Origin of the sequence: Mesorhizobium sp. M0074 (genome assembly GCF_040322975.1) — a bacterium.
GTDB lineage: Bacteria > Pseudomonadota > Alphaproteobacteria > Rhizobiales > Rhizobiaceae > Mesorhizobium.
This window is the reverse complement of record NZ_JAMYUM010000009.1, coordinates 45,402-72,247: the sequence shown is the minus strand read 5'-3', so window position 1 is coordinate 72,247 and position 26,846 is coordinate 45,402. Positions and strand designations below refer to the sequence as shown.

The window sequence follows — 26,846 nt, the reverse complement described above, 5'->3', positions numbered from 1 at the left end:
GCAATTTCACGGCGGCGCGCCGCTATGACTATTCGTCCATTTTGGCGCTGCCTACAAGGACGATGAAGATAAGGGCGATGAAGATAAGCGGGAGGTTTGTCGAGGGGAAGACGGCTCCCGTGCGGCGTCAGCGCAGGATGCTGACTGTCCTGCGCGAGTAGGTGGTGTCGTTGATCTGGGCGAGCATGAAGGCCGCTACGTCGGCCCGCGCCAGTGTCGGCAGCAGCGATGCCGCCCGGATGCCATTGCCATGGCGGAATTCACCCGTTGCCGCCCCATTGCTCAGCTTGGGCGGCCGCACGATGGTCCAGCCGAGACTGGATTGAACGACCAGGCTTTCCTTCACCTCATGGTCCGTCACCTCATGGCGCAGCACCAATGGCACGATGATGTTGCCCAACAGGAGGCCTAGTTGCCGCCGGCCGTCGCGAACGCCAAGGAATGAAAGATAGATGAGCCGTTCGGGGCCGGCCTGCTGCATCGCCGCGACGATGAAGCCGATGCCGGCAACGACGGCCGGATCGCGTTTCAGCGGCACGCCCACCCCAAGACAGCTGAAAACCGCATCATACCTAACAACGGCGCGTTCGACTGCCTGCCGATCGGCGACGTTTCCGACGATCACCTTGAGATTTTCGTGGCTGATGGCAAGCTTGCCCGGCGTGCGGACGAAGGCGGTCACCGCATGGCCCTTCGCCAACGCCGCCGAGACAAGCAGTCGACCCGTCGCACCGGAAGCGCCGAAGATCAGCAGTTTCATCGTCCGCTCCTGGAAACCGTTAGCCCCGCTTACGCCCGGCGACGAAGGCGACAGGCGCCCCGGTCGGGCCGGGCAGCAACCGGCTGTCGGCATAGCCGCTCTGATCGACCAGGTCCTGGGCTGCGCCCTTTTCAAAGACCGTGCCGCCCCACATTGTGGTGCGGAAGCGGGCGAGGGCGTCTCCCAGTGCATCCGGTCCAGGATTGACCATTGCCAGCAGCAGCCAGCCGCCGGGCCGCAACGCGGCGTGGCTGCGCTTGACGATGGCCCTGACATCCGGCTCGGGGATGAAGGCGCTTGGTACGAAAACAAGGTCGAACGCGTCCGTGTCCGCAATATCCTGGCCCAGCCCGGTGTGCAGTTCGATGCGATGTTCGAGCCCGGCTGCCCTGACGTTGGCAGCGGCCTGCGCGATGGCTTCAGGCAGGGGATCGACACCGACCGCCTTCAGGCCGGGCCATTGCCGCAGCATCGACACCGACAGGGCGCCGACGCCGACGCCGATATCCAGGAAGGCTGCGCCCGGTGCGGCGAGCCTCTCCGGCAAACCGGTCAGTTGTGGCGCGATCAGCCGCTTCAGCAACGCCGGGAAGCCAGATGAAACGTCGCCGAAGGCCTGGCGTAAACGGGCTTCCAGGGCCTCGACGCTTTCGGAGGAGCGCGACAGCAGCTTGCCACCTGAAAGCAGGTCGACCCGGATGCTGGCCAGCACCGGCGTGAGTTCGATGACGCCAGCACTTGATACGACGTCGGAGGCGCCGAGTTCGGCAAGCACGGCCCCTGTGCGCCGGGCCACACTGCCCTCGAGTGGCGTGCCGGAAATACGCGCCTCCATCGCCAAACCGAGCGCCACCAACGCATTGGCCGACGTCGCGTGCCGCGCCACCATCGTTCGCAAACCTTCGATATCCATCGATCGCTTCCCTGAATTGGATCAGGCCTATTCTCGCGCGGACGTCAAATTCAGGCGATTTGCAATTTCCGGGCATGCTTGTGCAAAACTGCACAGGTGCGCGGCGAGGAATTGATCTAGACTAGGTTCGTGATCAAGACCGGCGAACCGGACTGGAACGATCTGCGCTACTTTCTCGCTGCCGCCCGCGCGGGAACGTTGTCGGGAGCTGCGCGCGTGCTCGGCGTGCGTCACACGACGATCAGCCGGCGCCTGGCTGCTCTTGAGGCGGCACTCGGGGTTTCGCTTGTCGTGCGCACGCGGCAAGGTATCGAGATCACGCCGCTTGGCCAGACATTGCTGCCGCTCGGTGATGACCTTGAACGTACCATGCAAGCACTGACGGCGCTTGTGCGTTCGGGCAAGAATAGCGTTCGGCTGGCACTGCCGTCGGGCTTCAGCCCCCTTTTTGCCGAGCGTATGGCCGGGTTCCATAAGGCCCACCCCGATATCAATCTTGAACTGACGAGCGGCAGCAGGCCCGTGGACCTGCAGCACGGCGAGGCCGACCTAGCGGTCAGGATCGGCACCATCGCCGACGACGATTTGATCGCGCAGAAGCTTTGTGTTGCGGGCTGGTCGACCTACGCGTCCCAGCGCTATCTCGACCGTCACCCGATGCCCATCGACCCTCGCCAGCTGGCCGGACACGAGATCATTGGATTTCACGCAAGCCTTGCCGGCGTCCCCGGCGCCAAATGGGTTGAGGCGCACGGCGCCGGCGCGACAATTGTCCTTCGCGTTGCCGAAATGACGGAAATGCTGGCGGCGGCTCTGAGTGGCGCCGGTCTGGCGGTAATGCCCTGCATGTTGGCCGAAGCTGAACCGCGGATGGTGCGCCTTGCCCCCGACATTCTCGGCAGTCATCCGGTGTCGCTCGTCTATCGCCGTGAAATCGGGGCGGAGGCGCCGGTGCGCGCCGTCATCCGCTTCGTTTCTACCATCATCAAGGACCATGCCGAGGTGATCAGCGGCGAGACGCAGTAGGGGCATGGTGCAGCCGCTTGCGCGAGGTGCCGAGGATTGGCAGTCGTCACACGGGACGCTTGTCCCGCTCTTTGCGGGTCGCACCTTATCGTCCGGCGTTGGTTCTCTCGGAAGACTCGCTGGATACTCGATTTGCGGGAGCGCCAGAGAATCTTGCGATCCCGATAATATTAACAGGTATTATTTCCGCTAGGTCTCTCACCACAGTTGGGTCATGCCAAATGCCTGAGAATTGAATTTCCGCTGTGAAACACCTATCTTACAGTGAAATTCACGTTTTCGACTTTAGCTGCAAGGAGATTTTACGGATGGCCCAAGGCAATCAGAACATCATGGGAAAATCTGAGGCTCGCTTCATGGAAAATCAAAAGAAGGCGGCGGAGCGGAACAAAGCAACTGCCGAATATCTCTCGGAGGCGAAGGCCAGGACCATCAAGACGGCAAGGCTGAGGGAATTGCGACTGGCCAAGGAAGAGGCGGACCGCGCGGCGGCAGCTCTGAATCCGGTCGCCCCGAAGAAGAAGCGGGCGTCGCGGGCACTCAAGCAGGCCGTATCCGCATCGACGCAGCCCAAATCATGAGCCTGACATTTCCCATTCCAGCTGCAGCCAGGAAGCAAACGCATCCGCTTCGTCGGCCGTGCCGTCGCGGGTTGCAGGAGCAGGGCTTATTGCCGAGATCATGAAGGTTCATAATCCGCATGAGACGCGCTGATTCGCGCTTTGGCGGGATGCCTTCATGCAACGCAGCTACGCAGCCGGGAGCTCGACGCGACGGGCGAAGGGAAAGACGATGACCGCGCCGGCCGTCGAATTGCAGAAGGCCATATTCGATGCTGTGAATGGCGATCCCGATTTATCGGCGGCATTGGGCGACGCAAGATTGTTCGACCGTGCGCCGGAAAATGTTGCGTTCCCCCACATGACCTTCGGCCGCACCAGCGTCTACGATTGGGCAACGGGAATGGAGAACGACGCAGAACAGTTGCTGACGTTGCATGTCTGGTCGAAATCAGAGGCCAGCAAGGAAACCAATGACATCATGGACCTTGTTAGCACCCGCCTGCGCGATACGGCTCTCTCGCTCGGCGAACATCGCCGCGCCTACCTCAAGCTCGAATTCGCCGAAGCCCGCTACGACGAGGACCTTTCGGCCCATCACGGGCTGCTGCGCTTCCGTGCCGTGATCAAGGACGAGGGCTGAGCACCGGGCACTTTTTGCAAATCGGACAATTTTGTTCTTGCTTTGTGCCGGCAGCTATGCTACTAATTCCCCTATGGTGCTGATGGCGCCAGCGACCCGCCGCAGAGGCGGGTTTTTTGTTTCAGGTTCGGTTCGCCTGAACTGCCATCGGTTGCCTTGGGCCGGATGCTTCGTCCTCCCAAATGGTCCTGCCCGCCAGATGATGCCGGTTGTCGGCGAAGGATTGGAGGGCTAGGTTAAACATTGGCGATTTCGCGGAGCCGGGCGGCGAAATGGCAATCCGGTAATCTCGCGCTTCAGGGGTGTGGCGGGCATGCATTCGAGCGTTCACCGTTCATATCACGTTCAGCACCGGCGCGTTAGAACGCTGACCATGAAAACCCTTCGCTCCCACTTCCGGACCGCGGCACTGGCGCTGTCAGCCGCCGGTCTGCTTGCGTCGCAAGCGATGGCGATCCCCGCTGTCGTGCCCGAGTGGACTCAGCCGGTCGTCGTCGCCGCGTCCGACTGCTACGCGATCGGCCAGCAGGTGGCCGAGCAGAATGGCGGCACCCTGGCCAAGGCCTCGCAGTCGACACGCGGCGGCCAGCCGGTCTGCGTCATCGTCGTGCTCGTTCCGGGCAAGGACGGGCAGCGTCCCCGTCGCTCCGAGATCGTCGTTCCGCTGAACTGAACCGTGCCGTTTCCCAGTCTGCCGGAATCGGCCTATATCTGACCAGTTTCAACAGGCCTCCCGCATGCGCGTACTCGTCGTCGAAGATGACAAGGATCTCAACCGGCAGATCGGCGACGCGCTGGTCGATGCCGGTTATGTCGTCGACCGCGCTTTCGACGGCGAGGAAGGGCACTTTCTCGGCGACACCGAGCCCTACGATGCCGTCGTGCTCGACATCGGCCTGCCGCAGATGGACGGCATCAGCGTGGTCGAACGCTGGCGGCGCGGCGGCCGCAAGATGCCGGTGCTGATCCTGACGGCACGCGACCGCTGGAGCGACAAGGTTGCCGGCATCGACGCCGGCGCCGACGACTACGTCACCAAACCCTTCCACATCGAGGAAATCCTGGCCAGGGTGCGGGCCTTGATCCGGCGTGCTGCCGGGCACGCTTCGTCCGAACTGACCTGCGGGCCGCTCCGCCTCGACACCAAGGTCTCCAAGGCCGACGTCGACGGCGTGCCGCTGAAGCTGACCTCGCACGAATTCCGCTTGCTTGCCTATTTGATGCACCATATGGGCGAGGTGGTGTCCCGGACCGAGCTGGTCGAGCATCTCTACGACCAGGATTTCGACCGCGATTCCAACACCATCGAGGTCTTTGTCGGACGGCTTCGCAAGAAGATGGGCATCGACATGATCGAAACTGTTCGCGGCATGGGCTACCGCATGCGTAAGCCGGAGGCGTAACGCGGAACCGCTGCCTACAAAACCCGCCGTCTCGAACACGCCGTCGCTGCGGTCATGGCCGCGTTCGGTGGCGTTTCGCGTCATCGCCTTTTCCACGGTCTGGGCGATCCTCACTCTGGTCGTCATCTTCACCTTGATCACCACGCTCTATCGCCAGGCCAGCGAGCGCGGTTTCGACAGCCTGCTTTCGGCGCATCTGTTCAACCTGATCGGCTCGGTCGGCGTTTCTGAAAGCGGCCAATTGACCGGCGCCCCCGACCTTGGTGATTTGAGGTTCTCGGAACCGAATTCCGGCTGGTACTGGTCGGTCGAGCCTGCCTCGGAAGGCGTGCACGGCGATCTCCATTCGTCGTCGATGACCAAGGCGATCCCGTCGCCAAGCGTTGCCGAGGTGCCCTTCAATGCCAGCTTCCAGCGCAGCTATTCAGCGGACGGCATCGAAGGCGAGCAGTTGGAGGTGTTCGAGAGCGAGTTCGTGCTCGATGCGAAAAACCGCGCCGCGCGCTTCCGCGTCATGGGCAACCAGACCGAGCTCGAGCAGGAAATCGCCACCTTCCAGCGGCGCCTTTTGACCTATCTGTCGCTGTTCGGCGTCGGCATGATCGCCATCAATGCGATTGCCATCCTGCTCGGCCTGCAGCCGCTGCGCCGGGTCAGGAATGCGCTTGCCATGGTGCGCGAAGGAACCGCGCAGCGCCTAGACGGCCGTTTCCCGGCCGAGATCGAGCCGCTCGCCAACGAGACCAATGCGCTGATCGAGAACAACAGGCGTATCGTCGAGCGGTCGCGCACACAGGTCGGCAACCTGGCTCACTCGCTGAAGACGCCGCTTGCCGTGCTGCTCAACGAGGGACGGGCGCTGGGTGGCGCCAAGGGTCAGCTGATCGCCGAGCAGGCCGCTTCCATGCAAAAGCAAGTGGACCATTATCTGCAACGTGCCCGCGTCGCCGCGCAGCGCGACAGCGTCGTCTACCGTACGCCGGTGGCGCCGCTGGTCCAGCGCATGGTTCGGGTGCTGCAGAAGCTCAACCCGCAGACGGCGCTGTCGCTCTCACTGCCGGCCACCGACATCGTCTTTGCCGGCGAACGCGAGGACCTGGAGGAGCTGCTCGGCAATCTGCTCGACAATGCGATGAAATGGGCAAGGAGCGCGGTCGCCGTTTCGGTCAAGCCAATCTCCAGCAAGGGTGGCGCTGGCACGGAAGGCGCAGCCAACCTGTTCGAGATCAGCATCGAGGATGACGGCCCCGGCATTCCCGACGACAAGGCGCGCGAGGTGTTGCAGCGCGGCCGGCGGCTCGACGAGACAAAACCGGGCAGCGGGCTCGGACTTGCCATTGTCGCCGACCTTGTCAACGAGTATGGAGGCTCTCTGGCGCTGGAACGATCCGTCATGGGTGGATTGAAGGCGATGGTTCGATTGCGGAGCCTTCAGTAATGCTTTTCCAGATTGCTTTTCCAGGTGGCCGGCCGCGGCCAAATTTCCGACAAACATCGACATTATGGCCGCGCCAGCTGCTGACAGCGCGGCGGTCCAGCTCAAGAAAGCCGGTATTGGCATGAAGATTCGCGTCGCGCTCGTTTCCGCCCTGCTCGCCGTCTCCGGCTGCACAACGCTCGGCAAGGGCCCGGCCGTTACGGTGACGCCGGCCGCGACGCCCCCCAGCGGCGCCAAGGTGGCGACGACGATCATCTCCGCCATGGGCGGCGGCCTCGTCGGCGGCTCTATCGGCGCCGGCCTGAGCGAGACCGAGAAGCGCAGCGCGCTCGAGGCGGAATACAAGGCGCTTGAATACACGGCGAGCGGCCAGAAAGTGGCTTGGAAGAGCGACGGTTCGGCCCATCGCGGCGAAGTGGTCGCCGCCCAGCCCTATCGCGTCGGCTCGCAGGACTGCCGGCAATACACCCATACGGTGTTTACCGGCACCGTCGGCGCCACCGCGCGCGGAACCGCGTGCCGCAATGCCGACGGCAGCTGGACGCCGCTGACGTAGCTGGCCGGCCGTCGATCCGCCGATTCCGGTCCGGCACTAAAGCGCGTCGCGTTCGACCGGCCTCATGCGACGCGCTTTAGGTTCTTGTTTTGATGCATGGTCGTTATCGCAAAACCGCTGCACACTTTTGCGCGACATGCATTATCGATCGGAGCGGCCCCGCCAAAGCGTCGCAGCACGCTTGTGTTGGCAGGGCAAGGGTCTCGTTCTATTGGAAGAGCCATGCTGTTCTGGGTCATAGCCGCAATCCTGACGCTGGGCGCAAGCCTGGCGGTGCTGCTGCCGTTGGCCGGCGGGTCGAAGAACGCGTCCGCTGCCGGCGATCACGACCTTGAAGTCTATCGCGACCAGCTGGCCGAGCTTGACCGCGATATGGCGCGTGGCCTGATCCAGCCAATGGAGGCCGAAGAGGCACGCGCCGAAATCGCCCGCCGCATCCTTCGCCTGAGCAATGCCGGCCACGCCGACGACACGGCGACGCAGCCGTCGCGGTCGACAAGGCTGGTGGCGACGGCGGCCGTGCTGCTGGTTCCGCTGGTCAGCTGGGGCCTCTATGGCCAGCTCGGCTCACCCGACCTGCCGTCGCAGCCGCTCAGCGAACGCCTGGCCAAGAACCCCGCCGACAGCTCGGTCGACGAGCTGATAGCCCGCGCCGAGGCGCACCTGGCGGCCAACCCATCCGATGGCCGCGGCTGGGACGTGCTGGCGCCGGTCTATCTGCGCATGCAGCGACACGCCGATGCGGTGACCGCCTATCGCAACGCCATCCGCCTCGACGGCGACAGCGCCGCCCGCCAGGCGGGTCTTGGCGAGGCGATCGCCAATGCGGCCGGCGGCATTGTCTCCGCCGAAGCGCAGGCGGCTTTCGAGGCGGCGTTGAAGCTCGATCCGGCCAATCCGAAGGCCTCGTTCTATCTCGCCATGGGCATGGCACAGGAAGGCCGCATAGCTGAAGCCACGGCGGCCTGGCAAAAGATGCTTGCCGCCTTGCCGCAGGGCTCGCCGTGGCGCGGCGCCGTCGAGCAGGCGCTGGCCGAATCCGCCGCCCGCAGCGTCGCTTCGGAGGCGCCCGCGAAAGGGCCGACCGCCGAGGATATCGATGCTGCTTCCTCGATGTCGCCGCAGGACCGGCAAGCCATGATCAGCACCATGGTTGCCGGCCTCGACGAAAAGCTTCGGCAAAATCCGCGCGACGAGGAAGGGTGGATGCAGCTCGTTCGTTCCTATGCCGTGCTGGGCAAGACAGATCAGGCGCGTGACGCGCTCAATCGCGGTATCGCCGTCTTTGGCGCGGACAGCGACCAGGCCAGGAAATTCACCGCCTTTGCCGCCTCGCTTGGCGTGACGGCGACGGAGTAGACGATGACGCGCAAGCAGAAACGACTGTCGGTGATCGCAGCGGGGCTGGGGTTTCTCGGTGTTGCCACCGGGCTGACCTTCTATGCGCTTGGCCAGAAGGCCTCCTATTTCTACATGCCGGCCGATCTGGCCACCGCCAGCCTTCAGCCGGGCCAGCGCATCAGGCTCGGCGGTCTCGTCGAAAAAGGCACGGTCGAGCGTAGCCAAGGCGCCACCGTCGCCTTTTCGGTGACCGACAACCAGAAGGACGTCAAGGTCACCTATACCGGCATTCTTCCCGACCTCTTCCGGGAAGGACAGGGCGTGATCACCGAAGGCTCGTTTGGCCCCGATGGCGTCTTTGTCGCCGACAGCGTACTGGCCAAGCATGACGAGACTTATATGCCGAAGGAGGTAGCCGACGGCCTCAAGGCCAAGGGCGTATGGCAGGAGAGCAAGAGTGACTAGCGGGTGCGGTGACAATGGTTGAAACCGGACATTTCGCCCTGATCCTGGCGTTTGCGCTGGCCCTGGTGCAGACGATGGTGCCGCTGTTCGGTGCGCGCACCGGCAACCACAAGATGATGGCCGTCGGCGCACCGGCCGCGCTGACCGGCTTTGCCTTGACGGCGCTGTCTTTCGTGGCGCTGGCAACCGCCTACGCCGGCTCCGACTTCTCGGTTGAGAGCGTCTGGGAGAACTCGCATTCGCTGCAGCCGCTGATCTACAAGATCACCGGAACCTGGGGCAATCACGAAGGTTCGATGCTGCTCTGGGTGCTGATCCTGACCTTCTTCGGCGCGCTCGTCGCCGTCTTCGGCGGCAATCTTCCGGCGACGCTCCGGGCCAATGTGCTTGCCGTGCAGGGAGCGATCGGCGCCACTTTCTTCCTGTTCATCCTGACGACGTCGAACCCGTTCGTCAGGCTCAATCCGGCGCCTATCGAGGGCCGCGATCTCAACCCGATCCTGCAGGACCTCGGCCTCGCCATCCATCCGCCGCTGCTTTATCTCGGCTATGTCGGTTTCTCGATCTGCTTTTCCTTCTCTGTCGCTGCCCTCATCGAGGGCCGCATTGACGCTTCGTGGGCGCGCTGGGTAAGGCCGTGGACATTGGTTGCCTGGATGTTCCTCACCGGCGGCATCGCCATGGGCTCCTACTGGGCCTATTACGAGCTCGGCTGGGGCGGCTTCTGGTTCTGGGATCCGGTCGAGAACGCATCCTTCATGCCGTGGCTGGCGGGCACGGCGCTGCTGCATTCGGCGATCGTCATGGAAAAGCGCTCGGCGCTGAAGATCTGGACGCTGCTTCTGGCGATCCTGACCTTCTCACTGTCGCTGCTCGGCACCTTCCTGGTGCGCTCCGGCGTGCTGACCTCGGTGCACGCATTCGCCACCGATCCGACGCGCGGCGTTTTCATCCTCTGCATCCTGACGCTGTTCATCGGCGGCTCGCTGGCGCTGTTTGCCTTGCGCGCCTCCCGGCTGACGGCCGGCGGGCTGTTTCACCCGATCTCGCGCGAAGGCGCGCTGGTCCTGAACAATCTGTTCCTGACCACCGCCACCGCCACCGTGCTGGTCGGCACGCTCTACCCGCTCGTCGTCGAAGCCCTGTCTGCCGACAAGATTTCGGTCGGCGCGCCGTTCTTCAACCTGACATTCGGCCCGCTGATGGTGCCGCTCTTGGTCGTCGTGCCGTTCGGGCCGCTCCTCGCCTGGAAGCGCGGTGACATTTTCGCGGTCGCCCAGCGCCTGATGGCGGCTTTCGCGGCGGCGCTGCTCGCCGTGCTGGTGACGGCCCTGTTCATCGATGGCGCTTCGGTGTTGGCGGCACTCGGTGTCGGCCTTGCCTTCTGGCTGATCTGCGGCGCGCTCTCCGATCTCGCCGTCAAATCCGGCTTCGGCACCGTCGCGCCCGCCACCATGCTCAGGCGCTTCGCCGGCCTACCGCGCTCGGTCTTCGGCACAGCGCTTGCGCATCTCGGCCTCGGGCTGACAACGCTCGGCATTGTCGGCACGCTTTGCTTCGGCACCGAAAAAATCCTGTCGATGCATGCCGGCGAGACCGTCGAACTGTCCGGCCACAAGCTGCGCTTCGAGGGACTCTACCCGGCCCAGGGGCCTAACTACAGTGAGGATCGCGGCCGCTTCGCCCTGCTTGGCGCCGACGGCAGCGTCACCGGCGAGATCACCTCGGCCAAGCGCTCATATCCGGTGCGCCAGATGACCACAACCGAATCCGGCATCAGGACGATCGGCTTCAGCCAGCTCTATCTTTCGCTTGGCGACGAGGGCAGCGATGGCTCTGTGGTCGTTCGTCTGTGGTGGAAGCCGCTGGTGACGCTGATCTGGGGCGGCGGAATGGTGATGATGGCGGGCGCGGCGATGTCGCTGCTCGACCGCCGCCTGCGCGTCGGCGCACCGTCGCGCCGCAAGGCTGCGGCCGGCGTGCCATCGGCGAGCCCGCAATGAAAAGGGTCACGCTGGCCTCGCTGGTCCTGCTGCTGGCGCTGTTGTTCGCCGGCGCCGTGCAGGCGGTCAAGCCCGACGAGGTGCTCGCCGACCCGGCACTCGAGGCGAGGGCGCGCGCTTTGTCGGAAGGCCTGCGCTGCATGGTCTGCCAGAACCAGTCGATCGACGAGTCCGATGCCGACCTCGCCCGCGACCTGCGCATCCTTGTGCGCCAGCGCCTGGTCGCCGGCGATACCGATCGGCAGGTGATGGACTATGTCGTTTCGCGCTACGGCGAATTCGTGCTGCTGAAGCCACGCTTCAATCTGCGCAATGTTTTGCTCTGGGGGACGCCAGTTCTTCTGCTGCTCGTTGGCGGGACATTCATCCTGCTGGCCGCCCGCTCGCGCCATTCGACGGTGACCGCTGCATTAACTGCCGAGGAACAGGCGGCGCTGGACAAGATGCTCCGCCGCGATTGATCGATACATTACGAAAGTTTCATGTACCGGAAATGGCGCCGTAATGTGCGGCCCTCTATTTCCTTTGTCGAGGATGCCAATCAAGGGGCGTCCCTTGAAAAGAGGATACGATAACCATGAATGTTGCCCCCAATTCATATCTTCGCACCCGTAAACGCCTGCTGGCCGCAGCCGCATCCCTGGCCATTGCCGGCGCGATCGGCTTTGGTGCTGTTGCCACCGGGACAGCCCCGGTGCTGGCCGACGCCGTGCGTGTCGAGGCACCGCAGGTCCCGAGCTTCGCCGATGTGGTCGAGCGCGTTTCGCCGGCGGTCGTCAGCGTGCGCGTCAAGGCCAAGATCCAGTCGACGGCCGATGACGGTTCCGGCCAGATGGACGACGAGGACGGCTTAGGCAATCTTCCCGACAACCCGCAGCTGCGCCGGTTCTTCCGCGAATTCCGCGGCTTTGGCGATCAAGGCGGCGATCAGGGCCCGAACGGAATGCGCCGTTTTGGACACCGTGACCGCAACAACGACCAGCCGCGGCCGGTGGCGCAAGGGTCCGGTTTCTTCATCTCCGATGACGGCTATCTCGTCACCAACAACCATGTCGTCGAGGAGGGCACCGCCTTCACCGTGGTGACCAATGACGGCAAGGAACTCGACGCCAAGCTGATCGGCACCGATCCGCGCACCGATCTTGCCGTGCTCAAGGTCGATGACGGCAGCAAGTTCACCTATGTCGACTTCGCCGATGATTCCAAGGTTCGCGTCGGCGACTGGGTGGTGGCTGTCGGCAATCCGTTCGGCCTCGGCGGCACGGTTACCGCCGGCATCGTCTCGGCCCGCGGCCGCGATATCGGCGCCGGTCCCTATGACGACTTCATCCAGATCGACGCCTCGGTGAACCGCGGCAATTCGGGCGGCCCGACCTTCAACCTCAACGGCCAGGTTGTCGGCATCAACACCGCGATCTTCTCGCCGTCGGGCGGCAGCGTCGGCATTGCCTTCGATATTCCCGCTTCGACCGCCAAGCAGGTCGTGCAGGATCTGATGAAGAACGGTACAGTCCAGCGCGGCTGGCTCGGCGTCGAAATCCAGCCGGTCACGCCCGAAATCGCCGAGTCGCTTGGCCTTGGGTCCGGCAAGGGCGCGCTCGTTGCCAGCGCACAGGACAACGGTCCCGGCAAGAAGGCCGGCATCACCGCCGGTGACGTGATCACCCAGGTGGACGGCAAGGACGTTGCTTCGCCGAAGGAACTCGCCCGCCTGATCGGCGCTTACCCGCCCGGCAAATCTGTCGATGTCACGGTGTGGCGCAACGGCAAGAGCGAGGCGGTTAAGGTCGATCTCGGCAAGCTGCCGTCGAGCGACAAGCAGGCCTCGGCCGACCAGCAGCCTGCCCCCGCGCCGAAGACCGACACGCTCGCCGATCTCGGCCTGACCGTCACCAAGTCTGACAATGGCAAGGGCCTTGTGGTGACCGATGTCGACCCCGACAGCGATGCCGCCGATCGCGGCATCCAGCCCGGCGACGTCATCACCTCCGTCAATTCGGCGGAAGTGAACGGCGCCGGCGACGTCGACAAGGCGATGGCCGACGCGGTGAAGTCCGGCCGCAAGGCGGTGCTGATGCAGATCACCCGCGACGACAGCAACCGCTTCGTCGCACTGCCTGTCGCCAAGGGCTGAGCGCATGACCCCGAACACGTATTCCGTTTTCGGAAAGGCTCATGCGCCGATTCAAGGTGCTAGAGCGTCCTTTGCGCGTCCAAGAGGACGCGCGGCGCTCTAGTGGTCGACTTTTCCGATGCGGCGGTTTTCAACACCCCCGAGCCACCGCACGGGAAAGCACGGGGCCTGAATACGTTAGTCAGTCATCGTGTTCCGCCCCAGCGGCAGCGGGCCTCCCATCGCCCGCTGCCGCTCGAACATGCCGCTCAAGGCGTGAAGCGATTTTAGGCTACGACATGCTAAAACAAAGACTTACCGCGTATCCCTGAATCACTTTGTTCGCGATACGTCATGGAGAAGGCCACGATGCATATGCCGGCCACTCAATCTTCCAGTGAAATCGCGTATAACGGTTCTATGAAGATTCTCGTCATAGAAGACGATCGCGAGGCAGCCGACTACCTGCAGAAGGCGTTCGCCGAGGCCGGCCATACCGCCCATGTCGCCGGCGACGGCGAAACCGGCTTCGCGCTCGCCGATTCCGGCGACTATGACGTCATGGTCATTGACCGCATGATGCCGCGTCGCGACGGCCTGTCCGTCATTGCCGGGCTCAGGTCCCGGGGCAATACGACGCCCGTGCTGATCCTGTCGGCGCTCGGCGAAGTCGACGACCGGGTCACCGGTCTGCGCGCCGGCGGCGACGACTATCTGACCAAACCCTACGCCTTTTCCGAACTGCTCGCCCGCGTCGAGGTGCTGAACCGCCGCGCCAGCGCCAGGGAAGCCGAAACCGTCTACCGGGTCGGTGATCTCGAACTCGACCGGCTGTCGCACTCGGTGCGCCGCGCCGGGCGCGAGATAACGCTGCAGCCGCGCGAGTTCCGCCTGCTCGAATATCTGATGCGCCATGCCGGCCAGGTGGTGACGCGCACCATGCTGCTCGAGAATGTCTGGGACTACCATTTCGATCCGCAGACCAACGTCATCGACGTTCATATCTCGCGGCTGCGGGGCAAGATCGAGAAGGGCTTCGACAAGCCGATCCTGCACACGGTTCGCGGCGCCGGCTACATGCTGAAAAGCGGCTAGAACCCCATGACTCTTTCCGTGCCGGCCATCATGAAGACGACGGCAGCGCGGCTTTCGGCGCTCTACCTCCTGCTGTTCGCCATCTGCGCGGTGCTGCTCGTGTTTTACATGACCTCGCTGTCGGCGCGCATGCTGACCGGCCAGACCCAGGACACGATCAACGACGAGGTGCTCGGCCTCGCCCGCGCCTATCAGCGCGGCGGCTTGCCGCTGCTGGTCCGTGTCGTCGAGCAGCGCTCCCGCCAGCCCGGCGCCAATCTCTATCTGATCGCCGATGCCAACGGCCAGATCCTGACCGGCAACGTGCAGAGCCTGGAGCCGGGCGTGATCGAGGCCGAGGGCTGGACCACCGAACCGTTCTCCTACCGCCGCTTCGGTGAGGGCGAGCTCGAGCGGCAGCGCAACCCGGTCGCCGACCCGAACGAGCCCGCCCAGAGCGAAGTCCAGGCCGAAGGCGAGAAAGGCCACAACGCCATTGCCCTGGTGCTGCGCCTGCCCAACCAGATGATCATGCTGGTCGGCCGCGACCTCGGCGAGCCGGAGCGCTTCCGCGCCGTCATTCGCCGCGCTCTGATGCTGGCGCTCGGCATGATGGGCGTCGGCGGGCTGCTGATCTGGTTTTTTGTCGGGCGCGCGGCGCTGAAGCGCATCGACAGCGTGTCCGAGGCGAGCCGCCGTATCCTGGGCGGCGATCTTTCCGGCCGGCTGCCGGTCACCGGCGCTGGCGACGAGTTCGACCGGCTGTCGGAAAACCTCAATTCCATGCTGGCCAGGATCGCCACGCTCAACGAGGGCCTGAAGCAGGTCTCCGACAACATCGCCCACGACCTGAAAACGCCGCTGACCAGGCTGCGCAATCGCGCCGAGGCGACGCTTTCCGGCAAGCACAACACCAGCGACTACCGGCAGGCGCTGGAAGGAACGATCGCCGAATCCGATCAGCTGATAAAGACCTTCAACGCCATCCTGATGATCTCGCGACTGGAAGCCGGCTATTCCTCGGAAAGCACCACCAGGGTTGATCTGGCCGCTGCCGTGCACGACGTCGTCGAACTCTACGAGCCGGTAGCGGAGGAGGCGGGCGTGACGCTCGAAACTTCGGTGCAAGGTTCCTTCGCCGTCAACGGCAATCGCGAGCTGATTGGCCAGGCGCTGTCCAACATCGTCGACAACGCGATCAAATATTCGACCGACTCGACCTCCAGGCCTACGGTTCGCGTGACGCTGGAGCGTGTCGGCAGCGAGATCAGACTCGCCGTCTCCGACAACGGCCAGGGCATTCCCGACGATGTCGACCGCGCCAGGGTGACCGAGCGTTTCGTGCGGCTGGAAAAGAGCCGCTCGCAGCCGGGTTCCGGCCTTGGCTTGAGCCTCGCCAAGGCGATCGTGACGTTCCACAATGGACGGCTTGAGCTTCTGCCCGGCAATCCCGGATTGTCCGTCGTCATGAGTTTTCCCGGGCGGGAGGATCGCTGATGGTAGCGAGGATGGCAGTGCGACGCCTCGAAACGGACTGGCTGTTGAAGCCGGCGATAAAGCTCGTTCCGCTGGATGCAAGCCGCGCCAGGCAGGGATTGTCGGAGATCGCCGACGCCGCGCGGCAAAAAGAACTGCCGCGACTGGCGAAATTCTTGGCAGGCAAGGGGGTCGTCCAGGATTTCCTCGCCGCCGTGTTCGACCTGTCGCCGTTCCTGCGCGATACCGCGCGCCGCCGGCCGCGGAGACTCGATGCGCTTTTCGACGAGACCATCGAGGCGCGGCTATCATCGATCGGCGCCGCGGTCGACAAGGCAGCACGCGTACAGGCCGTCTCCGAAAGCAGCCTGATGATGGAGCTGCGCCAATGCAAGGCGGAGGCGCATTTCCTGATCGCCTTGGCCGATCTCGCCGGCGAAGCCGAGACCTCGCTGACGGTGCGGCGACTGAGCGACCTTGCCGACGCCTGCACGCGTGCGGCTGTCGATTTCCTGCTCCGCGACGCGCATGAGCAAGGCAAGCTCCGATTGCCGGATGCCAAAAATCCGGCGCGACGCTCGGGCTGGATTCTGCTCGGCATGGGCAAGCTCGGCGCGCATGAGTTGAACTTTTCCTCCGACATCGACCTCGTCGTCTTCTTCGACCCCGATGCGCCAGCTGTCGTCGATCCGCTCGATGCAACCGAGCTGTTTTCGCGCCTGACCCGCCGGCTGGTCCGCATTCTCCAGGACCGCACCGAGCATGGTTATGTCTTCCGCACCGATCTCAGGCTTCGTCCCGACCCCGGCTCGACGCCGCTGGCGATCCCGGTCGAGGCGGCGCTGCGCTACTATGAGGCGCGCGGCCAGAACTGGGAGCGCGCCGCCATGATCAAGGCGCGCCCGGTGGCCGGCGATGTTGCCGCCGGCGCCGCGTTCGTGAAGGGACTGCAGCCCTATATCTGGCGCAAATACATGGACTACGCGGCGATTGCCGACGTCCATTCGATCAAGCGCCAGATCCACGCCCACAAGGGCCATGGCGAGGTCGCGGTCAAAGGCCACAACGTCAAGCTCGGCCGCGGCGGCATCCGCGAGATCGAGTTCTTCGTCCAGACCCAGCAACTCATCGCCGGCGGCCGCTTTCCCGAACTGAGCGGCCGCGAGACCGTGCCGATGCTCGGCGAGCTCGCCGCGCGCGGCTGGATCACCGCCGACGCGCGCGATGCGCTCACCAGGCAATACTGGTTCCTGCGCCGCGTCGAACATGCCATCCAGATGGTTGCCGACCAGCAGACGCATATCCTGCCGGAGGACGAAGAGGGGCTGGAGCGCGTCGCCCGCATGCTGGGCTTTGCCGATGCGGCAGGCTTTGCCGAAACGTTCCGCGCGGCGCTGCACCAGGTCGAGCGCCACTATGCAGCGCTGTTCGAAACCGCGCCGGAGCTTTCGGCCGGCATCGGCAATCTGGTCTTTACCGGCGACGTCGACGATCCCGACACCTTGCAGACCTTGCAGCGGCTCGGCTTCCAGCGGCCGAGCGACATCTGCCGGGTTATCCGCGGCTGGCACTTCGGCCGCTACCGCGTCACCAGGTCGGCGGAAGCGCGCGAGCGGCTGACCGAACTGACGCCGGCGCTGCTGCAAGCCTTCGGCCAGACGCGGCGGGCGGACGACGCAGTGATCCGCTTCGACGAATTCCTTGCCGGCCTGCCTGCCGGCATCCAGCTGTTTTCGCTGCTGCAGTCGAATCCGGCTTTGCTGAAGCTGATGGCGACTATCATGGGCGCGGCACCGCGGCTGGCCGCCATCATCACGCGCCGGCCGCATGTCTTCGATGGGCTGCTCGATCCGGCGCTGCTGAGCGAACTGCCAAACCGCGCCTATCTGTCGGCGCGCCTTGCCGCCTTCCTCGAAGGCGACAGAGCCTATGAAGACGTGCTCGACCGGCTGCGCATCTTTGCTTCGGAGCAAAAATTCCTGATCGGCGTCAGGCTGCTTGCCGGGTCGATCGACCCGCCGCGCGCCGGCCGCGCTTTTTCCGATCTCGCCGACCTGACCATCGAGGCGGCATTGCAGGCGGTGATGGCGGAATTCGCTTTGCGTCATGGCTATATTGCCGGCGGCCGGGTCGCGCTGCTCGGCATGGGCAAGCTCGGCAGCCGCGAACTGACGGCGGGCTCCGACGTCGACCTCATCCTGCTCTACGATCACGACGCCGATGCGGAGGAGTCCGACGGCGACAAGCCGCTTGCCCCCTCGCATTACTACAGCCGGCTGACACAGCGGCTGATCGCCGCCGTTTCGGCGCCGACCGCCGAGGGCGTGCTCTACGAGCTCGACCTTCGCCTGCGGCCGTCCGGCAACAAGGGGCCGGTGGCCACCCATGTCGACGCCTTCAAGAAGTATCAGCGCCAGGAAGCCTGGACATGGGAGCACATGGCGCTGGCGCGCGCCCGCACGATCGGCGGCGATGCCGAGCTCTGCCGCGAGGTCGAGGGAGAAGTTGCCGCAGTGCTCGCTCTGCCGCGCGATCCAGCCAAGGTGATGGCCGAGGCATCCGAGATGCGCGCCATGGTCGACAAGGAGAAGCCGCCGCGCGATCCCTGGGACATCAAGCTGATCCCGGGCGGCCTCATCGATCTCGAATTCATTGCCCAGATTGCGCTGATCACCGGAAAGATCGAGGCAGGCCGCAGGGCCACCGGCACGGCTGAGGTCCTGTCGCGCCTGGCGCCGGATTTCACCAGCGCCCAGGTCAGGCAGGAACTGGTGGATGCCTATTCGCTCTATCTGGCGCTGACCCAGATGATACGGCTTTGCCTCACCGGCGCGTTCGAACGAGACGACGTTCCGCCAGGGCTTTCGGATCTGCTTCTGGCCGTCACCGACCTGCCAGATTTCGGGGTGCTTGAAGCGCATCTCGGGGAGACGTCGCAGAAGGTCAGAAAGGATTTCGACCTTCTGCTTCGTGCGAAACAACCGTGACGGCAACCAGCCGTACGGGCGAGAGCATCGGGCCCAAAATTGCGACCTGCTTTGGGAGGTTCCGATGTTCAATCAAAGAGATAGAGCGGGGGATTGAAGGTCCGCCGCTCTAGCATCGGGGGTGACGATGCAACAGGAGAAGACCATGAGAAAGACGACCAGACTTGCACTCGTTTTCGCAGCCCTGGCCGGCGCCGTCGGCACCGCTGCCTATGCAGACGAGCACTCCGGGGCCGGGCCGCGCGACGGCATGATGATGCGCCTCGGCAAGGTCATGAAGGACAATGACGGCACCATCACCTTCGACCAGTTCTCCGACGCCATGAACGCGCGGCTGAAGAAGATGGTCGCCGACAATGGCGGCAAGCTGACCGTGGCACAGCTCGCCGACGCGCTGGAGAAAGCACGCTTCGAGCAGATGGCCAGGCGCATCATCGCCCGTTACGACACCAAGGGCGACGGCACGCTGACCGCCGACGACATCACAAGCCGCCAGAAGAAGGTCTTCGCCATGCTCGACCGTGACAATGACGGGAAAATCGAGAAGAACGAACTGCCGAAGGGTCCCGGCCGTCACCGCCAATGGGACGGCGAGGGCAATGATGGCGCTGACGGCATGCAGTGAGAATTGACAACCGCTCCGGCGGCGCGAGCCGCCGGAGACTTATTTTGTCATTCAGGCAGCGGCCCTGACCGCCTGCGCGGCTTTCTTGATCGGGATGCGTACCGAGACGATCGTTCCGACGCTTTCGGTCGAGCGGATCTTCAACGCGCCACCCTGAAGCTCGGCCAGCGAGCGCGAGATGGCGAGGCCGAGGCCGGAGCCGGCATGGCTCTTGGAGAACTGGTTTTGCACCTGTTCGAATGGCCGCCCGAGCTTGCTCAGCGCCGCCTTCGGGATGCCGCAGCCATTGTCCTCGATCGTCAGGATCAGCGCGCTGGAAATGCTGCGGGCTCTGACCGAGATGTGGCCGCCTTGCCCGGTGAACTTCACCGCATTGGACAGAAGGTTGATGAGGATCTGCTTGATCGCCCTGCGGTCGGCGAACAGCGTCAGCGAATCGGCGATGCGGGTTTCGACGGTGATCGACTTTTCCGCCGCCTGCAGAGAGACGACGCGAACCGTCTCCCTGATAAGCGGGCAGAGATCGATTTCTTCCTGATCCAGTGCGAACTGGCCGGCCTCGATCTTCGACATGTCGAGAATGTCATTGATCACGCCGAGAAGATATTTGCCGCTGCCGTTGATGTCGGTGGCATACTCTTCGTAGCGCGGCGAACCCAGCGGCCCGAACAGCCGCCGTTCCATCAGTTCCGAGAAGCCGATGATCGCGTTGAGCGGGGTGCGCAACTCGTGCGACATGTTGGCCAGGAATTCGGATTTCGCCCGGTTCGCCGCTTCGGCGCGCTCGGTTTCCTTCATGTATTTGCGATTGAGTTCGACGAGCTCACGAGCCCGTTCTTCTTCCGCGCGGCGGGCAAGGCTGAGGTCATGGATTGTCGCCATCAGCCGGCGCTCGCTGTCGACCAGCTTCTCCTGGTGCAGCTTGATCTGGGTGATGTCGGAGCCGACAGAGACGGTACCGCCGTCCCTTGTCCGCAACTCGTTCACCTGCAGCCAGCGGCCGTCGGCAAGCTGGCGCTCGAAGGTCACGCCTCCCTGCGGTCCGTTGGTGTTGGCAAGCCGCCGCTCCGAGGCGAAGGCCAGCATGCGTTCCTCCAGAACGGCGCGCGGAGCGCCCGGCATCACGTCGCGATCCAACAGGCCGTTGTCCTGCTGGTATTTGGAATTGCACATGATCAGGCGCTCGGACGAATCCCACAGCACGAAAGATTCGTTGATGTTTTCGATGGCCGTCCTCAGGCGCAGGTCCGCCGCTTCGGAGCGCAGCGCCAGATGCCGCTGCTCGGTGACGTCGACGGCGATGCCGATCAGCTGGATCTCCGGCGCTTCCGGGTCGATAACGTGTGCTCTTGCGCGCATCCAAATCCATTGCCCGTCGGCATGGCGCATCCGGAACACCTGGTCGATATGGTCGATCTCGCGTGCGACGATCCTGTTGGCGAGTTCGAACAAATCGCCGTCCTCGGGATGAATGATTTCATCGACTTCGCCGAACGACAGCATCGTGTCACAAGGCTCGTAGCCCAGCATGTCGTACATCGAGCGCGACCAGTACATCTTGCCGCGCACCATGTCCCAATCCCACAGGCCGCAGCGGCCGCGCACCAGCGCCATGTCGATGCGCTGGTGGGCTTCGAGATAGATGCGATCGGCGGCCTGGGCGCGCGCCGCCTGGCCGAAATAGGCGTAGAGGATGATGATCAGCACGCCGGCCGTCAGCACGAACAGCGTGACGTTGAGCGAGACCGTCTTGCGCCAGGCGTCAAAAACTGCCTCCTGCGGCACGAACGCGGCCGCGGCACCCCTTCGGCCATTCGCCAGGCTCACTGCCGCGTACCAGTCCTGTCCGCCGATGTTGACCTCCATTACCCCGGCGCGGTCGCCGAACATGAACAGCGGCTGCCCGCCCTGCACGACGCCATCGAGCGATCGCCCCTCCCAGTGCATCGACTGCGGCGATACGGCAATGATCTTGAAGGCGCTATCGGTGATCGCCAGTACGTGGCTTCGGCCCATCGCGCCCTGACGACCGGTGCTCTCCAGCAGGTCCTGGATCGCGCCGGGCGCGGAAACCATGGTCGCGTCGGCGATCGAACTGGCCAGTTGGCCGGCGGCCAGCGCAAGGATCGCCTTGGCGTCGCGCTCGATCTCGTCGCGCTCGTTCATCAGCGACAGAAAGCGCAGTACTGCGATGATCAACAGAAACATGATGATGAGGGCCGGGATCGATCGCCGCAACAGCGGCTCGGCTGCCAGCAGCCGTCGGTAGGCAGGTTCGGCGATGAGCCGCGTATTGCCCGCGAGACCGTCGCTTCGCGCCTCGCGACGCTCAAACGCCGTCCCACCGGGCGCGCCCCACGCGTCCGCCTTCGCCATAAATGGCACTCCCCGATTTTCTGTCCCGCTTGACGATCCGGCAACGCCGCACTTCCGAATCGTCACTAAAGAATCAAAGGTGATTCGCCTTGTCCAGAGGCGCGACGAAAAAAGATTAAAAATCGACTAAAATAATGGGGTTTTCGGGTGGTCTTCCCTTTTTCCCACAAGGGGAGAACGGGAGGTCGCTTACGCCAGGGTGCGCTCGACGATGTCTCGCAAATCGGCCGACAGCTTCTCGGTATTGGCGATCGAAAGCAACGCCTCCCTTGCCTTGGCCTGCCGCACCGGTTCGAGCGAGCGCCACGACCTGAGCGCCGTCGCCAGCCTGGCGGCCACCTGCGGGTTGCGTTTTTCGACCTGCAGCACCGTTTCGACGAAAAGCCGGTAGCCTTGGCCGTCGGCGCGATGGAAGCCGGTCTGGTTGGCGCTGGAAAACGTACCGATGAGTGCCCGTACCCGGTTCGGGTTGGCCATCGAGAACGCCGGGTGGCTGGTCAAGGCGCGCACCGCGTCCACGGTTTGCGGGCCGGGCACGCTGGCCTGGGTCTGGAACCATTTGTCCATGACCAGCGGATCGGTTCCATATTTCGCCTCGAAATCGGCCAGTGCCATGGTCGCCTCAGGTGAGCCATGGTGACGGTGCGCAAGAACGGTCAACGCCGCGGCACGATCCGTCATGTTGGTCGCCGATTGGAAGTGCCCGGCAGCGAGTCCCGCACCTCCCGGCAGCAAGGAGAGATAGTCCAGCAGGACATTGCGCAGAGCCCGCCGCCCGGCACTGGCCGCGTCCGGGCTGAACGGGCCATTGTCGGCGAGCCGATCGTAAAGTTTGGAGAATATCTCGCGGTTGGCCTCGGCGATCGCAACTGCCAGCGCCTCGCGCGCCGCGAAAATGGCGTCGGGGTCGATGTTCTTGCCGATGTCGCGGGCGATATCGGCCTCGCCGGGCAGCGCCAGGGCCAGTGCCCGATAGGCGGGTTCGAGTGCTTCGTCGCCGGCTGTCTTGCCGGCAAGCTCGGTCAGCCGGGCGCTGATCTCGGTTGGCCTGTGGTCCAGGATCTGGCGGAAACCGGCAATCAGCGCATCGGTCAAAAGCGTGTTGAACGACTGCCAGCGCGAGAAGGCGTCACTGTCGTGGCCAGCCAGAAAAAACTGGTCGTCGGGCCGCTGCTCGACCGAAAGTGTCACCGGCGCCGAAAAGCCGCGGTTGAGCGACATGGCCGGACGCTCGACAATCCCGGAAAACCTGACGACATGGCGGCGTTTGCGGATATGGATGACACCGTCCTCGACATTCGCCCCTTCGACGCCGCTATGGGCTATCGCCTCGCCACCGGCGCCAACCAGGCCGAAGGCAAGCGGAATGTGCATCAGCCGCTTTCGGCTTTCCGCCGGTGTTGGCGGCACCGACTGCTCGATTTCGAGCGTGAATTCCCGCGCCGCCGGATTATACGCCGAACTGACGGTCAGGTTCGGCGTACCGGCCTGATGATACCACAGCGAAAACTGCGACAGGTCGCGACCTGAGACGTCTTCGAACACTTTGATGAAGTCTTCGATCGTCGCCGCCTGGCCGTCGTGACGTTCGAAGTAGAGGTCCATGCCGGCGCGGAACGTCTCGGCGCCGAGGATGGTATGGATCATGCGCACGACTTCCGAGCCTTTTTCGTAGACCGTCGCCGTGTAGAAATTGTTGATCTCGCGGTAGCGGCGAGGCCGGACCGGATGCGCCAGCGGCCCTTGGTCCTCGGGAAACTGATGGGCGCGCAGCGTACGCACCTCGGCGATGCGCTTGACGGCGCGCGAGCGCTGATCGGCCGAGAATTCGTGGTCGCGGAAAACCGTCAGCCCTTCCTTCAGGCAAAGCTGGAACCAGTCGCGGCAAGTGATTCTGTTACCTGTCCAATTGTGGAAATACTCATGCGCGATGATGGCTTCGATATTGGCGAAATCGGCGTCGGTCGCAGTTTCCTGGTCGGCAAGAACGTACTTATCGTTGAAGATGTTGAGGCCCTTGTTCTCCATTGCGCCCATATTGAAGTCGGACACGGCGACGATGTTGAAGACATCGAGGTCGTATTCGCGGCCGAATGCCTCCTCGTCCCATTTCATTGACCGTTTCAAAGCGTCCATGGCGTAGCCGGCGAGCCTCTCCTTGCCCGGTTCGACATAGATTCCGAGCTCGACCTTGCGGCCAGACAGGGTGACGAGACTGTCCGAGATCTTGCCGAGGTCGCCCGCCACCAGCGCAAACAAATAGGACGGCTTGGGGAAGGGGTCGTGCCAGACCGCATAGTGCCAGCCGCCGGCAAGCTCGCCGCCATCGGCCGGGTTGCCGTTGGACAAAAGCAGCGGCGCCTCACGGCGCTGAGCTTCGATGCGGACCGTATAGACCGACAGGATGTCGGGACGGTCGAGGAAATAAGTGATGCGGCGAAAGCCTTCGGCCTCGCATTGTGTGCAATAGACGTCGCTCGAGCGATAGAGGCCCATTAGCGCTTCGTTCTGCGCCGGCGCCAACACGGTTTCAATTCTCAGCTGGAAGCGCCTTGTCGCAGGGGGGCTGATGATTGTCAGTTGATCGGGCGTGGCGAGAAAATCCGCAGGGCTCGGTTCCTGGCCGTCGATGGCGATGCTGCGGAGCGTCAGCCCGTCGCCATCCAGCACCAGTGGCACCGACGCCGCAATCCCGTCGCGGCGTTCGACCGTCAGCACGGCGGTCACATGCGTTGCTTCAGGCGAAAGGCGGAAAGTCAGGCTGGTTTCCGGAATGAGATAATCACTGGGGCGATAGTCTTCGAGCTTGAAGACCTGGCCGGTATCTGTGCGCATTCCTTGATTTTTCCTGTCGATCCGGGAGCGGCGGGCGGGTCCGCTGGTCCAAATAATTTGAAGTCTGCGCTCTTTACACGAAACGTTCCCTCGACAAAACTGCAGCGACGTCTATTTCAGGCGATCATTTCCCAAGCATCATCGCGAGGCTTCCATGACCGTCGTCACGCCGAAATTCGGAACGAGCGCCTCTGTGTTGCGTCGCGAGGATATGGCCTTCATCAAGGGCGCGCGGGAGGCGGGTACGATCGGGTCGACGCCTGCCGCGCTCAATGCGGTGACCGACGCGCTCTACCGCACCTACGGCATCAGGCATATCGACATGCCGGCAACGCCGGCGTGCATCTGGGCGGCGATCGAGGAAGCAAAAGGGGCGTGACAGCCAGACCGGATTTGCCAGTGCTTGCAGCTGGCGACCTTGCCGGCGAGCACAGCACGCTGACCGGGATCTTGCTCAAGATCGTATCGGTGGCGGTCTTCGTCGGCATGTCGTCCTGCATCAAGGCGGCAGGCACCGTGCCGGCGGGCCAGATCGTCTTCTTCCGCTCCTTCTTTGCCATTTTTCCGATCATCGCCTTCCTCGCCTTCCAGGGAAAACTCGGAACCGCCTTTTCGACAAAGCGCCCGCTCAACCACATTGCGCGCGGCGTCGTCGGTGTCTGTGCCATGGGGCTCGGCTTCTTCGCGCTGACGCGGCTGCCGCTGCCGGAGGCGATCACACTGAACTACGCGCAGCCGCTGCTGGTCGTTGTGTTCAGTTCGATCTTCCTCGGCGAAGCCATCCGCATCTATCGCTGGAGTGCGGTTGCCGTCGGCCTGGTCGGGGTGCTGATCATCTCGTGGCCGGAACTGACGCTGCTCAGTTCGGGCGCTGCCCTTGGCGATCAGGAGGTGCTTGGCGTCATCGCCGCCCTCATAGCCGCGGCGATCTCGGCCATCGCCATGCTCCTGGTTCGCAACCTCGTCCAGAGCGAGCGGACGGCGACCATCGTGCTGTGGTTTTCGGTAACCGCGAGCGTCATGGCGCTGCTTTCGCTGCCATTCGGCTGGCAGGCGCTGACGCCAGCACAGGCGGGGCTTCTGATTGCCGCGGGTTTTTGCGGCGGGCTTGGCCAGATCCTGATGACCTCGGCCTATCGCCATGCCGAGGCTTCCGTCGTAGCACCTTTCGAATACACTTCGATGATCCTCGGCGTCGTCGTCGGCTATCTGGTCTTTGGCGACGTCGCCACGATCAACATGCTGGTCGGCGGCATGATCGTGGTTGCGGCGGGGATTTTCATCATCTGGCGCGAGCGCCAGCTGGGTCTCGAACGCACCCGCACCCGCAAGGCCGTCGCGCCGGAAGGGTGATCAGCCCGCTGCGTCGGTCCGCTCTTTCGCCAGCCGCATCAGCACCGCCCGCGTCTGCTCGTCGGCGGGGAAAAAAGATTCGATCGCCAGCTCCGACAGCGTCACGTCGAGCGGCGTGCCGAACACGGTGATGGTGCTGATGAACGACAGCACCGCGTCGCCATGGGCAAGCTTGAGCGGATGGACAATCGCGTTCGGTTCGACCGGCGCCGGCCGGCTGCTTTTAGGGCCGGACGGATATGCCCGAAGCTCGCGCTCGAGCTCGACCAGAACCGGATCGGCGGCAGCGTCGTTCTGCCGCTTCAGCCGCTCCAGAAGATGCGTCCGCCATTCCGCAGGGTTGACGATGCGCGGCGCGATGCCGCCGGGATGCAGGCTGAGGCGCAACACGTTGACCGGCGGCTTCAGCAGGGACGCGTCGGCGACATTGGCGAGGAACGGGCCGATGGCGGCGTTCGCCGACACCAGGTTCCAATGCCGGTCCACGGCAAGCGCCGGGAACGGCTCGTGCGCCTTGAGCACGGTCTCGACCGCCGCCATCGCCGGTGCCATCGAGGCATCGTCAAGTGGTCGTTCGCTGAAGCTCGGGGCAAAGCCGGCGGCCAGCAGCAGCTGGTTGCGCTGCCTGAGCGGGATCGAGAGCTGCTCTGCCAGATGCAACACCATATCACGCGAGGGCGCGGCGCGGCCGCTTTCCACGAAACTCAGATGCCGCTGCGAGATCTCGGCCTCCATAGCAAGGTCGAGCTGGCTCATGCGCCGGCGTGTACGCCATTCGCGAATGAGACTGCCGGCGGAAATCTGGGCTGCTGTCATGACGAGATGACTAGGCCGGAAGTGGGCGCATTTCAATTACCTGCTAGGTCATGATGCCGCCCTTCCTTCCTCGCAAGGGGAGG

At 63.9% G+C, this 26,846-nt stretch carries 23 protein-coding genes; 18 read left to right on the top strand and 5 right to left on the bottom strand.

Translation table 11 applies throughout. The annotated features are described in order from the left end of the window. Positions 1–127 precede the first annotated feature (127 nt). Both NKJ73_RS14410 and NKJ73_RS14405 read right to left on the bottom strand, forming a co-directional pair. Positions 128–760 (bottom strand): NAD(P)-dependent oxidoreductase, encoded by a 633-nt coding sequence (locus NKJ73_RS14410; protein WP_352569874.1) that lies wholly within the window; start codon positions 758–760, stop codon positions 128–130. 19 nt (positions 761–779) lie between these two features. Further along, a complete protein-coding gene (locus NKJ73_RS14405; protein WP_352569872.1) occupies positions 780–1,673 on the bottom strand; it encodes a class I SAM-dependent methyltransferase in 894 nt (297 codons plus the stop codon). 129 nt (positions 1,674–1,802) lie between these two features. Here NKJ73_RS14405 and NKJ73_RS14400 point away from each other — a divergent pair, with 129 nt between their 5' ends. The 16 genes from NKJ73_RS14400 to NKJ73_RS14325 all read left to right on the top strand — a co-directional run bounded on the left by NKJ73_RS14400 (position 1,803) and on the right by NKJ73_RS14325 (position 19,383). Then, positions 1,803–2,699, top strand: a complete 897-nt coding sequence (locus NKJ73_RS14400; protein WP_352569871.1) for a LysR family transcriptional regulator — start codon at positions 1,803–1,805, stop codon at positions 2,697–2,699. A gap of 308 nt (positions 2,700–3,007) precedes the next feature. After that, positions 3,008–3,280: a hypothetical protein gene (locus NKJ73_RS14395; protein ID WP_352570000.1), complete on the top strand. Its 273-nt coding sequence runs from the start codon at positions 3,008–3,010 to the stop codon at positions 3,278–3,280. Positions 3,281–3,437: 157 nt separating this feature from the next. Beyond that, complete coding sequence (locus tag NKJ73_RS14390) at positions 3,438–3,902, top strand: DUF3168 domain-containing protein (protein WP_352569870.1); 465 nt, start codon at positions 3,438–3,440, stop codon at positions 3,900–3,902. 373 nt (positions 3,903–4,275) lie between these two features. After that, a complete protein-coding gene (locus NKJ73_RS14385) occupies positions 4,276–4,575 on the top strand; it encodes a hypothetical protein (RefSeq protein WP_352569868.1) in 300 nt (99 codons plus the stop codon). A gap of 64 nt (positions 4,576–4,639) precedes the next feature. Next, on the top strand, positions 4,640–5,305 hold the full coding sequence (locus NKJ73_RS14380; RefSeq protein WP_352569867.1) for a response regulator transcription factor: 666 nt from the start codon (positions 4,640–4,642) through the stop codon (positions 5,303–5,305). A 10-nt stretch (positions 5,306–5,315) separates the two neighbouring features. Beyond that, a complete protein-coding gene (locus NKJ73_RS14375) occupies positions 5,316–6,743 on the top strand; it encodes an ATP-binding protein (RefSeq protein ID WP_352454424.1) in 1,428 nt (475 codons plus the stop codon). A gap of 121 nt (positions 6,744–6,864) precedes the next feature. After that, positions 6,865–7,299, top strand: a complete 435-nt coding sequence (locus NKJ73_RS14370) for an RT0821/Lpp0805 family surface protein (RefSeq protein ID WP_352569866.1) — start codon at positions 6,865–6,867, stop codon at positions 7,297–7,299. 222 nt (positions 7,300–7,521) lie between these two features. Continuing rightward, positions 7,522–8,658, top strand: coding sequence for a c-type cytochrome biogenesis protein CcmI (ccmI, locus tag NKJ73_RS14365; protein ID WP_352569865.1), 1,137 nt, complete (start codon positions 7,522–7,524; stop codon positions 8,656–8,658). 3 nt (positions 8,659–8,661) lie between these two features. Further along, positions 8,662–9,105 (top strand): cytochrome c maturation protein CcmE, encoded by a 444-nt coding sequence (ccmE, locus tag NKJ73_RS14360; RefSeq protein WP_352454332.1) that lies wholly within the window; start codon positions 8,662–8,664, stop codon positions 9,103–9,105. 14 nt (positions 9,106–9,119) lie between these two features. Further along, positions 9,120–11,108 carry a heme lyase CcmF/NrfE family subunit gene (locus NKJ73_RS14355; protein ID WP_352569864.1) on the top strand — a complete coding sequence of 663 codons (1,989 nt, stop codon included), beginning with the start codon at positions 9,120–9,122 and terminating at the stop codon, positions 11,106–11,108. Then, on the top strand, positions 11,105–11,569 hold the full coding sequence (locus tag NKJ73_RS14350) for a cytochrome c-type biogenesis protein (protein WP_352569863.1): 465 nt from the start codon (positions 11,105–11,107) through the stop codon (positions 11,567–11,569). Before NKJ73_RS14355 ends, NKJ73_RS14350 begins: the two co-directional genes overlap by 4 nt. A gap of 116 nt (positions 11,570–11,685) precedes the next feature. Continuing rightward, positions 11,686–13,242 carry a Do family serine endopeptidase gene (locus NKJ73_RS14345; RefSeq protein WP_352569862.1) on the top strand — a complete coding sequence of 519 codons (1,557 nt, stop codon included), beginning with the start codon at positions 11,686–11,688 and terminating at the stop codon, positions 13,240–13,242. Positions 13,243–13,641: 399 nt separating this feature from the next. Further along, the gene (locus NKJ73_RS14340; RefSeq protein WP_352454335.1) at positions 13,642–14,316 is read left to right on the top strand and encodes a response regulator transcription factor; all 675 of its coding nucleotides are present in this window, start codon (positions 13,642–13,644) and stop codon (positions 14,314–14,316) included. Positions 14,317–14,322: 6 nt separating this feature from the next. Continuing rightward, positions 14,323–15,792 (top strand): sensor histidine kinase, encoded by a 1,470-nt coding sequence (locus tag NKJ73_RS14335; protein ID WP_352569861.1) that lies wholly within the window; start codon positions 14,323–14,325, stop codon positions 15,790–15,792. Continuing rightward, positions 15,792–18,758: a bifunctional [glutamine synthetase] adenylyltransferase/[glutamine synthetase]-adenylyl-L-tyrosine phosphorylase gene (locus NKJ73_RS14330; RefSeq protein WP_352569859.1), complete on the top strand. Its 2,967-nt coding sequence runs from the start codon at positions 15,792–15,794 to the stop codon at positions 18,756–18,758. Before NKJ73_RS14335 ends, NKJ73_RS14330 begins: the two co-directional genes overlap by 1 nt. 145 nt (positions 18,759–18,903) lie before the next feature. Then, positions 18,904–19,383 carry an EF-hand domain-containing protein gene (locus NKJ73_RS14325; protein ID WP_352569858.1) on the top strand — a complete coding sequence of 160 codons (480 nt, stop codon included), beginning with the start codon at positions 18,904–18,906 and terminating at the stop codon, positions 19,381–19,383. 51 nt (positions 19,384–19,434) lie between these two features. On the opposite strand, the gene NKJ73_RS14320 is transcribed toward NKJ73_RS14325, so the two are convergent. Further along, the gene (locus tag NKJ73_RS14320; protein WP_352569857.1) at positions 19,435–21,759 is read right to left on the bottom strand and encodes a PAS domain-containing sensor histidine kinase; all 2,325 of its coding nucleotides are present in this window, start codon (positions 21,757–21,759) and stop codon (positions 19,435–19,437) included. A gap of 189 nt (positions 21,760–21,948) precedes the next feature. Beyond that, positions 21,949–24,594, bottom strand: a complete 2,646-nt coding sequence (gene pepN, locus NKJ73_RS14315; RefSeq protein WP_352569856.1) for an aminopeptidase N — start codon at positions 24,592–24,594, stop codon at positions 21,949–21,951. A gap of 154 nt (positions 24,595–24,748) precedes the next feature. On the opposite strand from pepN, the gene NKJ73_RS14310 reads away from it, so the two are divergent. Together NKJ73_RS14310 and NKJ73_RS14305 are read left to right on the top strand one after the other, a co-directional pair. Beyond that, positions 24,749–24,973 carry a hypothetical protein gene (locus NKJ73_RS14310; protein ID WP_352570006.1) on the top strand — a complete coding sequence of 75 codons (225 nt, stop codon included), beginning with the start codon at positions 24,749–24,751 and terminating at the stop codon, positions 24,971–24,973. Next, positions 24,970–25,947: a DMT family transporter gene (locus tag NKJ73_RS14305; protein ID WP_502894781.1), complete on the top strand. Its 978-nt coding sequence runs from the start codon at positions 24,970–24,972 to the stop codon at positions 25,945–25,947. Before NKJ73_RS14310 ends, NKJ73_RS14305 begins: the two co-directional genes overlap by 4 nt. Here NKJ73_RS14305 and NKJ73_RS14300 read toward each other — a convergent pair whose 3' ends face one another. Further along, a complete protein-coding gene (locus tag NKJ73_RS14300; RefSeq protein WP_352569855.1) occupies positions 25,948–26,763 on the bottom strand; it encodes a helix-turn-helix domain-containing protein in 816 nt (271 codons plus the stop codon). It lies immediately after the preceding gene. Between the last annotated feature and the right edge of the window lie 83 nt (positions 26,764–26,846).

Coding starts and splice junctions, on each gene's coding strand:
- NKJ73_RS14320 (WP_352569857.1), bottom strand. CDS start 21,759: ATGGCGAAGGCGGACGCGTGGGGCGCGCCCGGTGGGACGGCGTTTGAG.
- NKJ73_RS14350 (WP_352569863.1), top strand. CDS start 11,105: ATGAAAAGGGTCACGCTGGCCTCGCTGGTCCTGCTGCTGGCGCTGTTG.
- NKJ73_RS14390 (WP_352569870.1), top strand. CDS start 3,438: ATGCAACGCAGCTACGCAGCCGGGAGCTCGACGCGACGGGCGAAGGGA.
- ccmI (WP_352569865.1), top strand. CDS start 7,522: ATGCTGTTCTGGGTCATAGCCGCAATCCTGACGCTGGGCGCAAGCCTG.
- NKJ73_RS14405 (WP_352569872.1), bottom strand. CDS start 1,673: ATGGATATCGAAGGTTTGCGAACGATGGTGGCGCGGCACGCGACGTCG.
- NKJ73_RS14300 (WP_352569855.1), bottom strand. CDS start 26,763: ATGACAGCAGCCCAGATTTCCGCCGGCAGTCTCATTCGCGAATGGCGT.
- NKJ73_RS14370 (WP_352569866.1), top strand. CDS start 6,865: ATGAAGATTCGCGTCGCGCTCGTTTCCGCCCTGCTCGCCGTCTCCGGC.
- ccmE (WP_352454332.1), top strand. CDS start 8,662: ATGACGCGCAAGCAGAAACGACTGTCGGTGATCGCAGCGGGGCTGGGG.
- NKJ73_RS14395 (WP_352570000.1), top strand. CDS start 3,008: ATGGCCCAAGGCAATCAGAACATCATGGGAAAATCTGAGGCTCGCTTC.
- NKJ73_RS14410 (WP_352569874.1), bottom strand. CDS start 760: ATGAAACTGCTGATCTTCGGCGCTTCCGGTGCGACGGGTCGACTGCTT.
- NKJ73_RS14385 (WP_352569868.1), top strand. CDS start 4,276: ATGAAAACCCTTCGCTCCCACTTCCGGACCGCGGCACTGGCGCTGTCA.
- NKJ73_RS14355 (WP_352569864.1), top strand. CDS start 9,120: ATGGTTGAAACCGGACATTTCGCCCTGATCCTGGCGTTTGCGCTGGCC.
- NKJ73_RS14310 (WP_352570006.1), top strand. CDS start 24,749: ATGACCGTCGTCACGCCGAAATTCGGAACGAGCGCCTCTGTGTTGCGT.
- NKJ73_RS14325 (WP_352569858.1), top strand. CDS start 18,904: ATGAGAAAGACGACCAGACTTGCACTCGTTTTCGCAGCCCTGGCCGGC.
- NKJ73_RS14380 (WP_352569867.1), top strand. CDS start 4,640: ATGCGCGTACTCGTCGTCGAAGATGACAAGGATCTCAACCGGCAGATC.
- NKJ73_RS14335 (WP_352569861.1), top strand. CDS start 14,323: ATGACTCTTTCCGTGCCGGCCATCATGAAGACGACGGCAGCGCGGCTT.
- NKJ73_RS14330 (WP_352569859.1), top strand. CDS start 15,792: ATGGTAGCGAGGATGGCAGTGCGACGCCTCGAAACGGACTGGCTGTTG.
- NKJ73_RS14345 (WP_352569862.1), top strand. CDS start 11,686: ATGAATGTTGCCCCCAATTCATATCTTCGCACCCGTAAACGCCTGCTG.
- pepN (WP_352569856.1), bottom strand. CDS start 24,594: ATGCGCACAGATACCGGCCAGGTCTTCAAGCTCGAAGACTATCGCCCC.
- NKJ73_RS14340 (WP_352454335.1), top strand. CDS start 13,642: ATGAAGATTCTCGTCATAGAAGACGATCGCGAGGCAGCCGACTACCTG.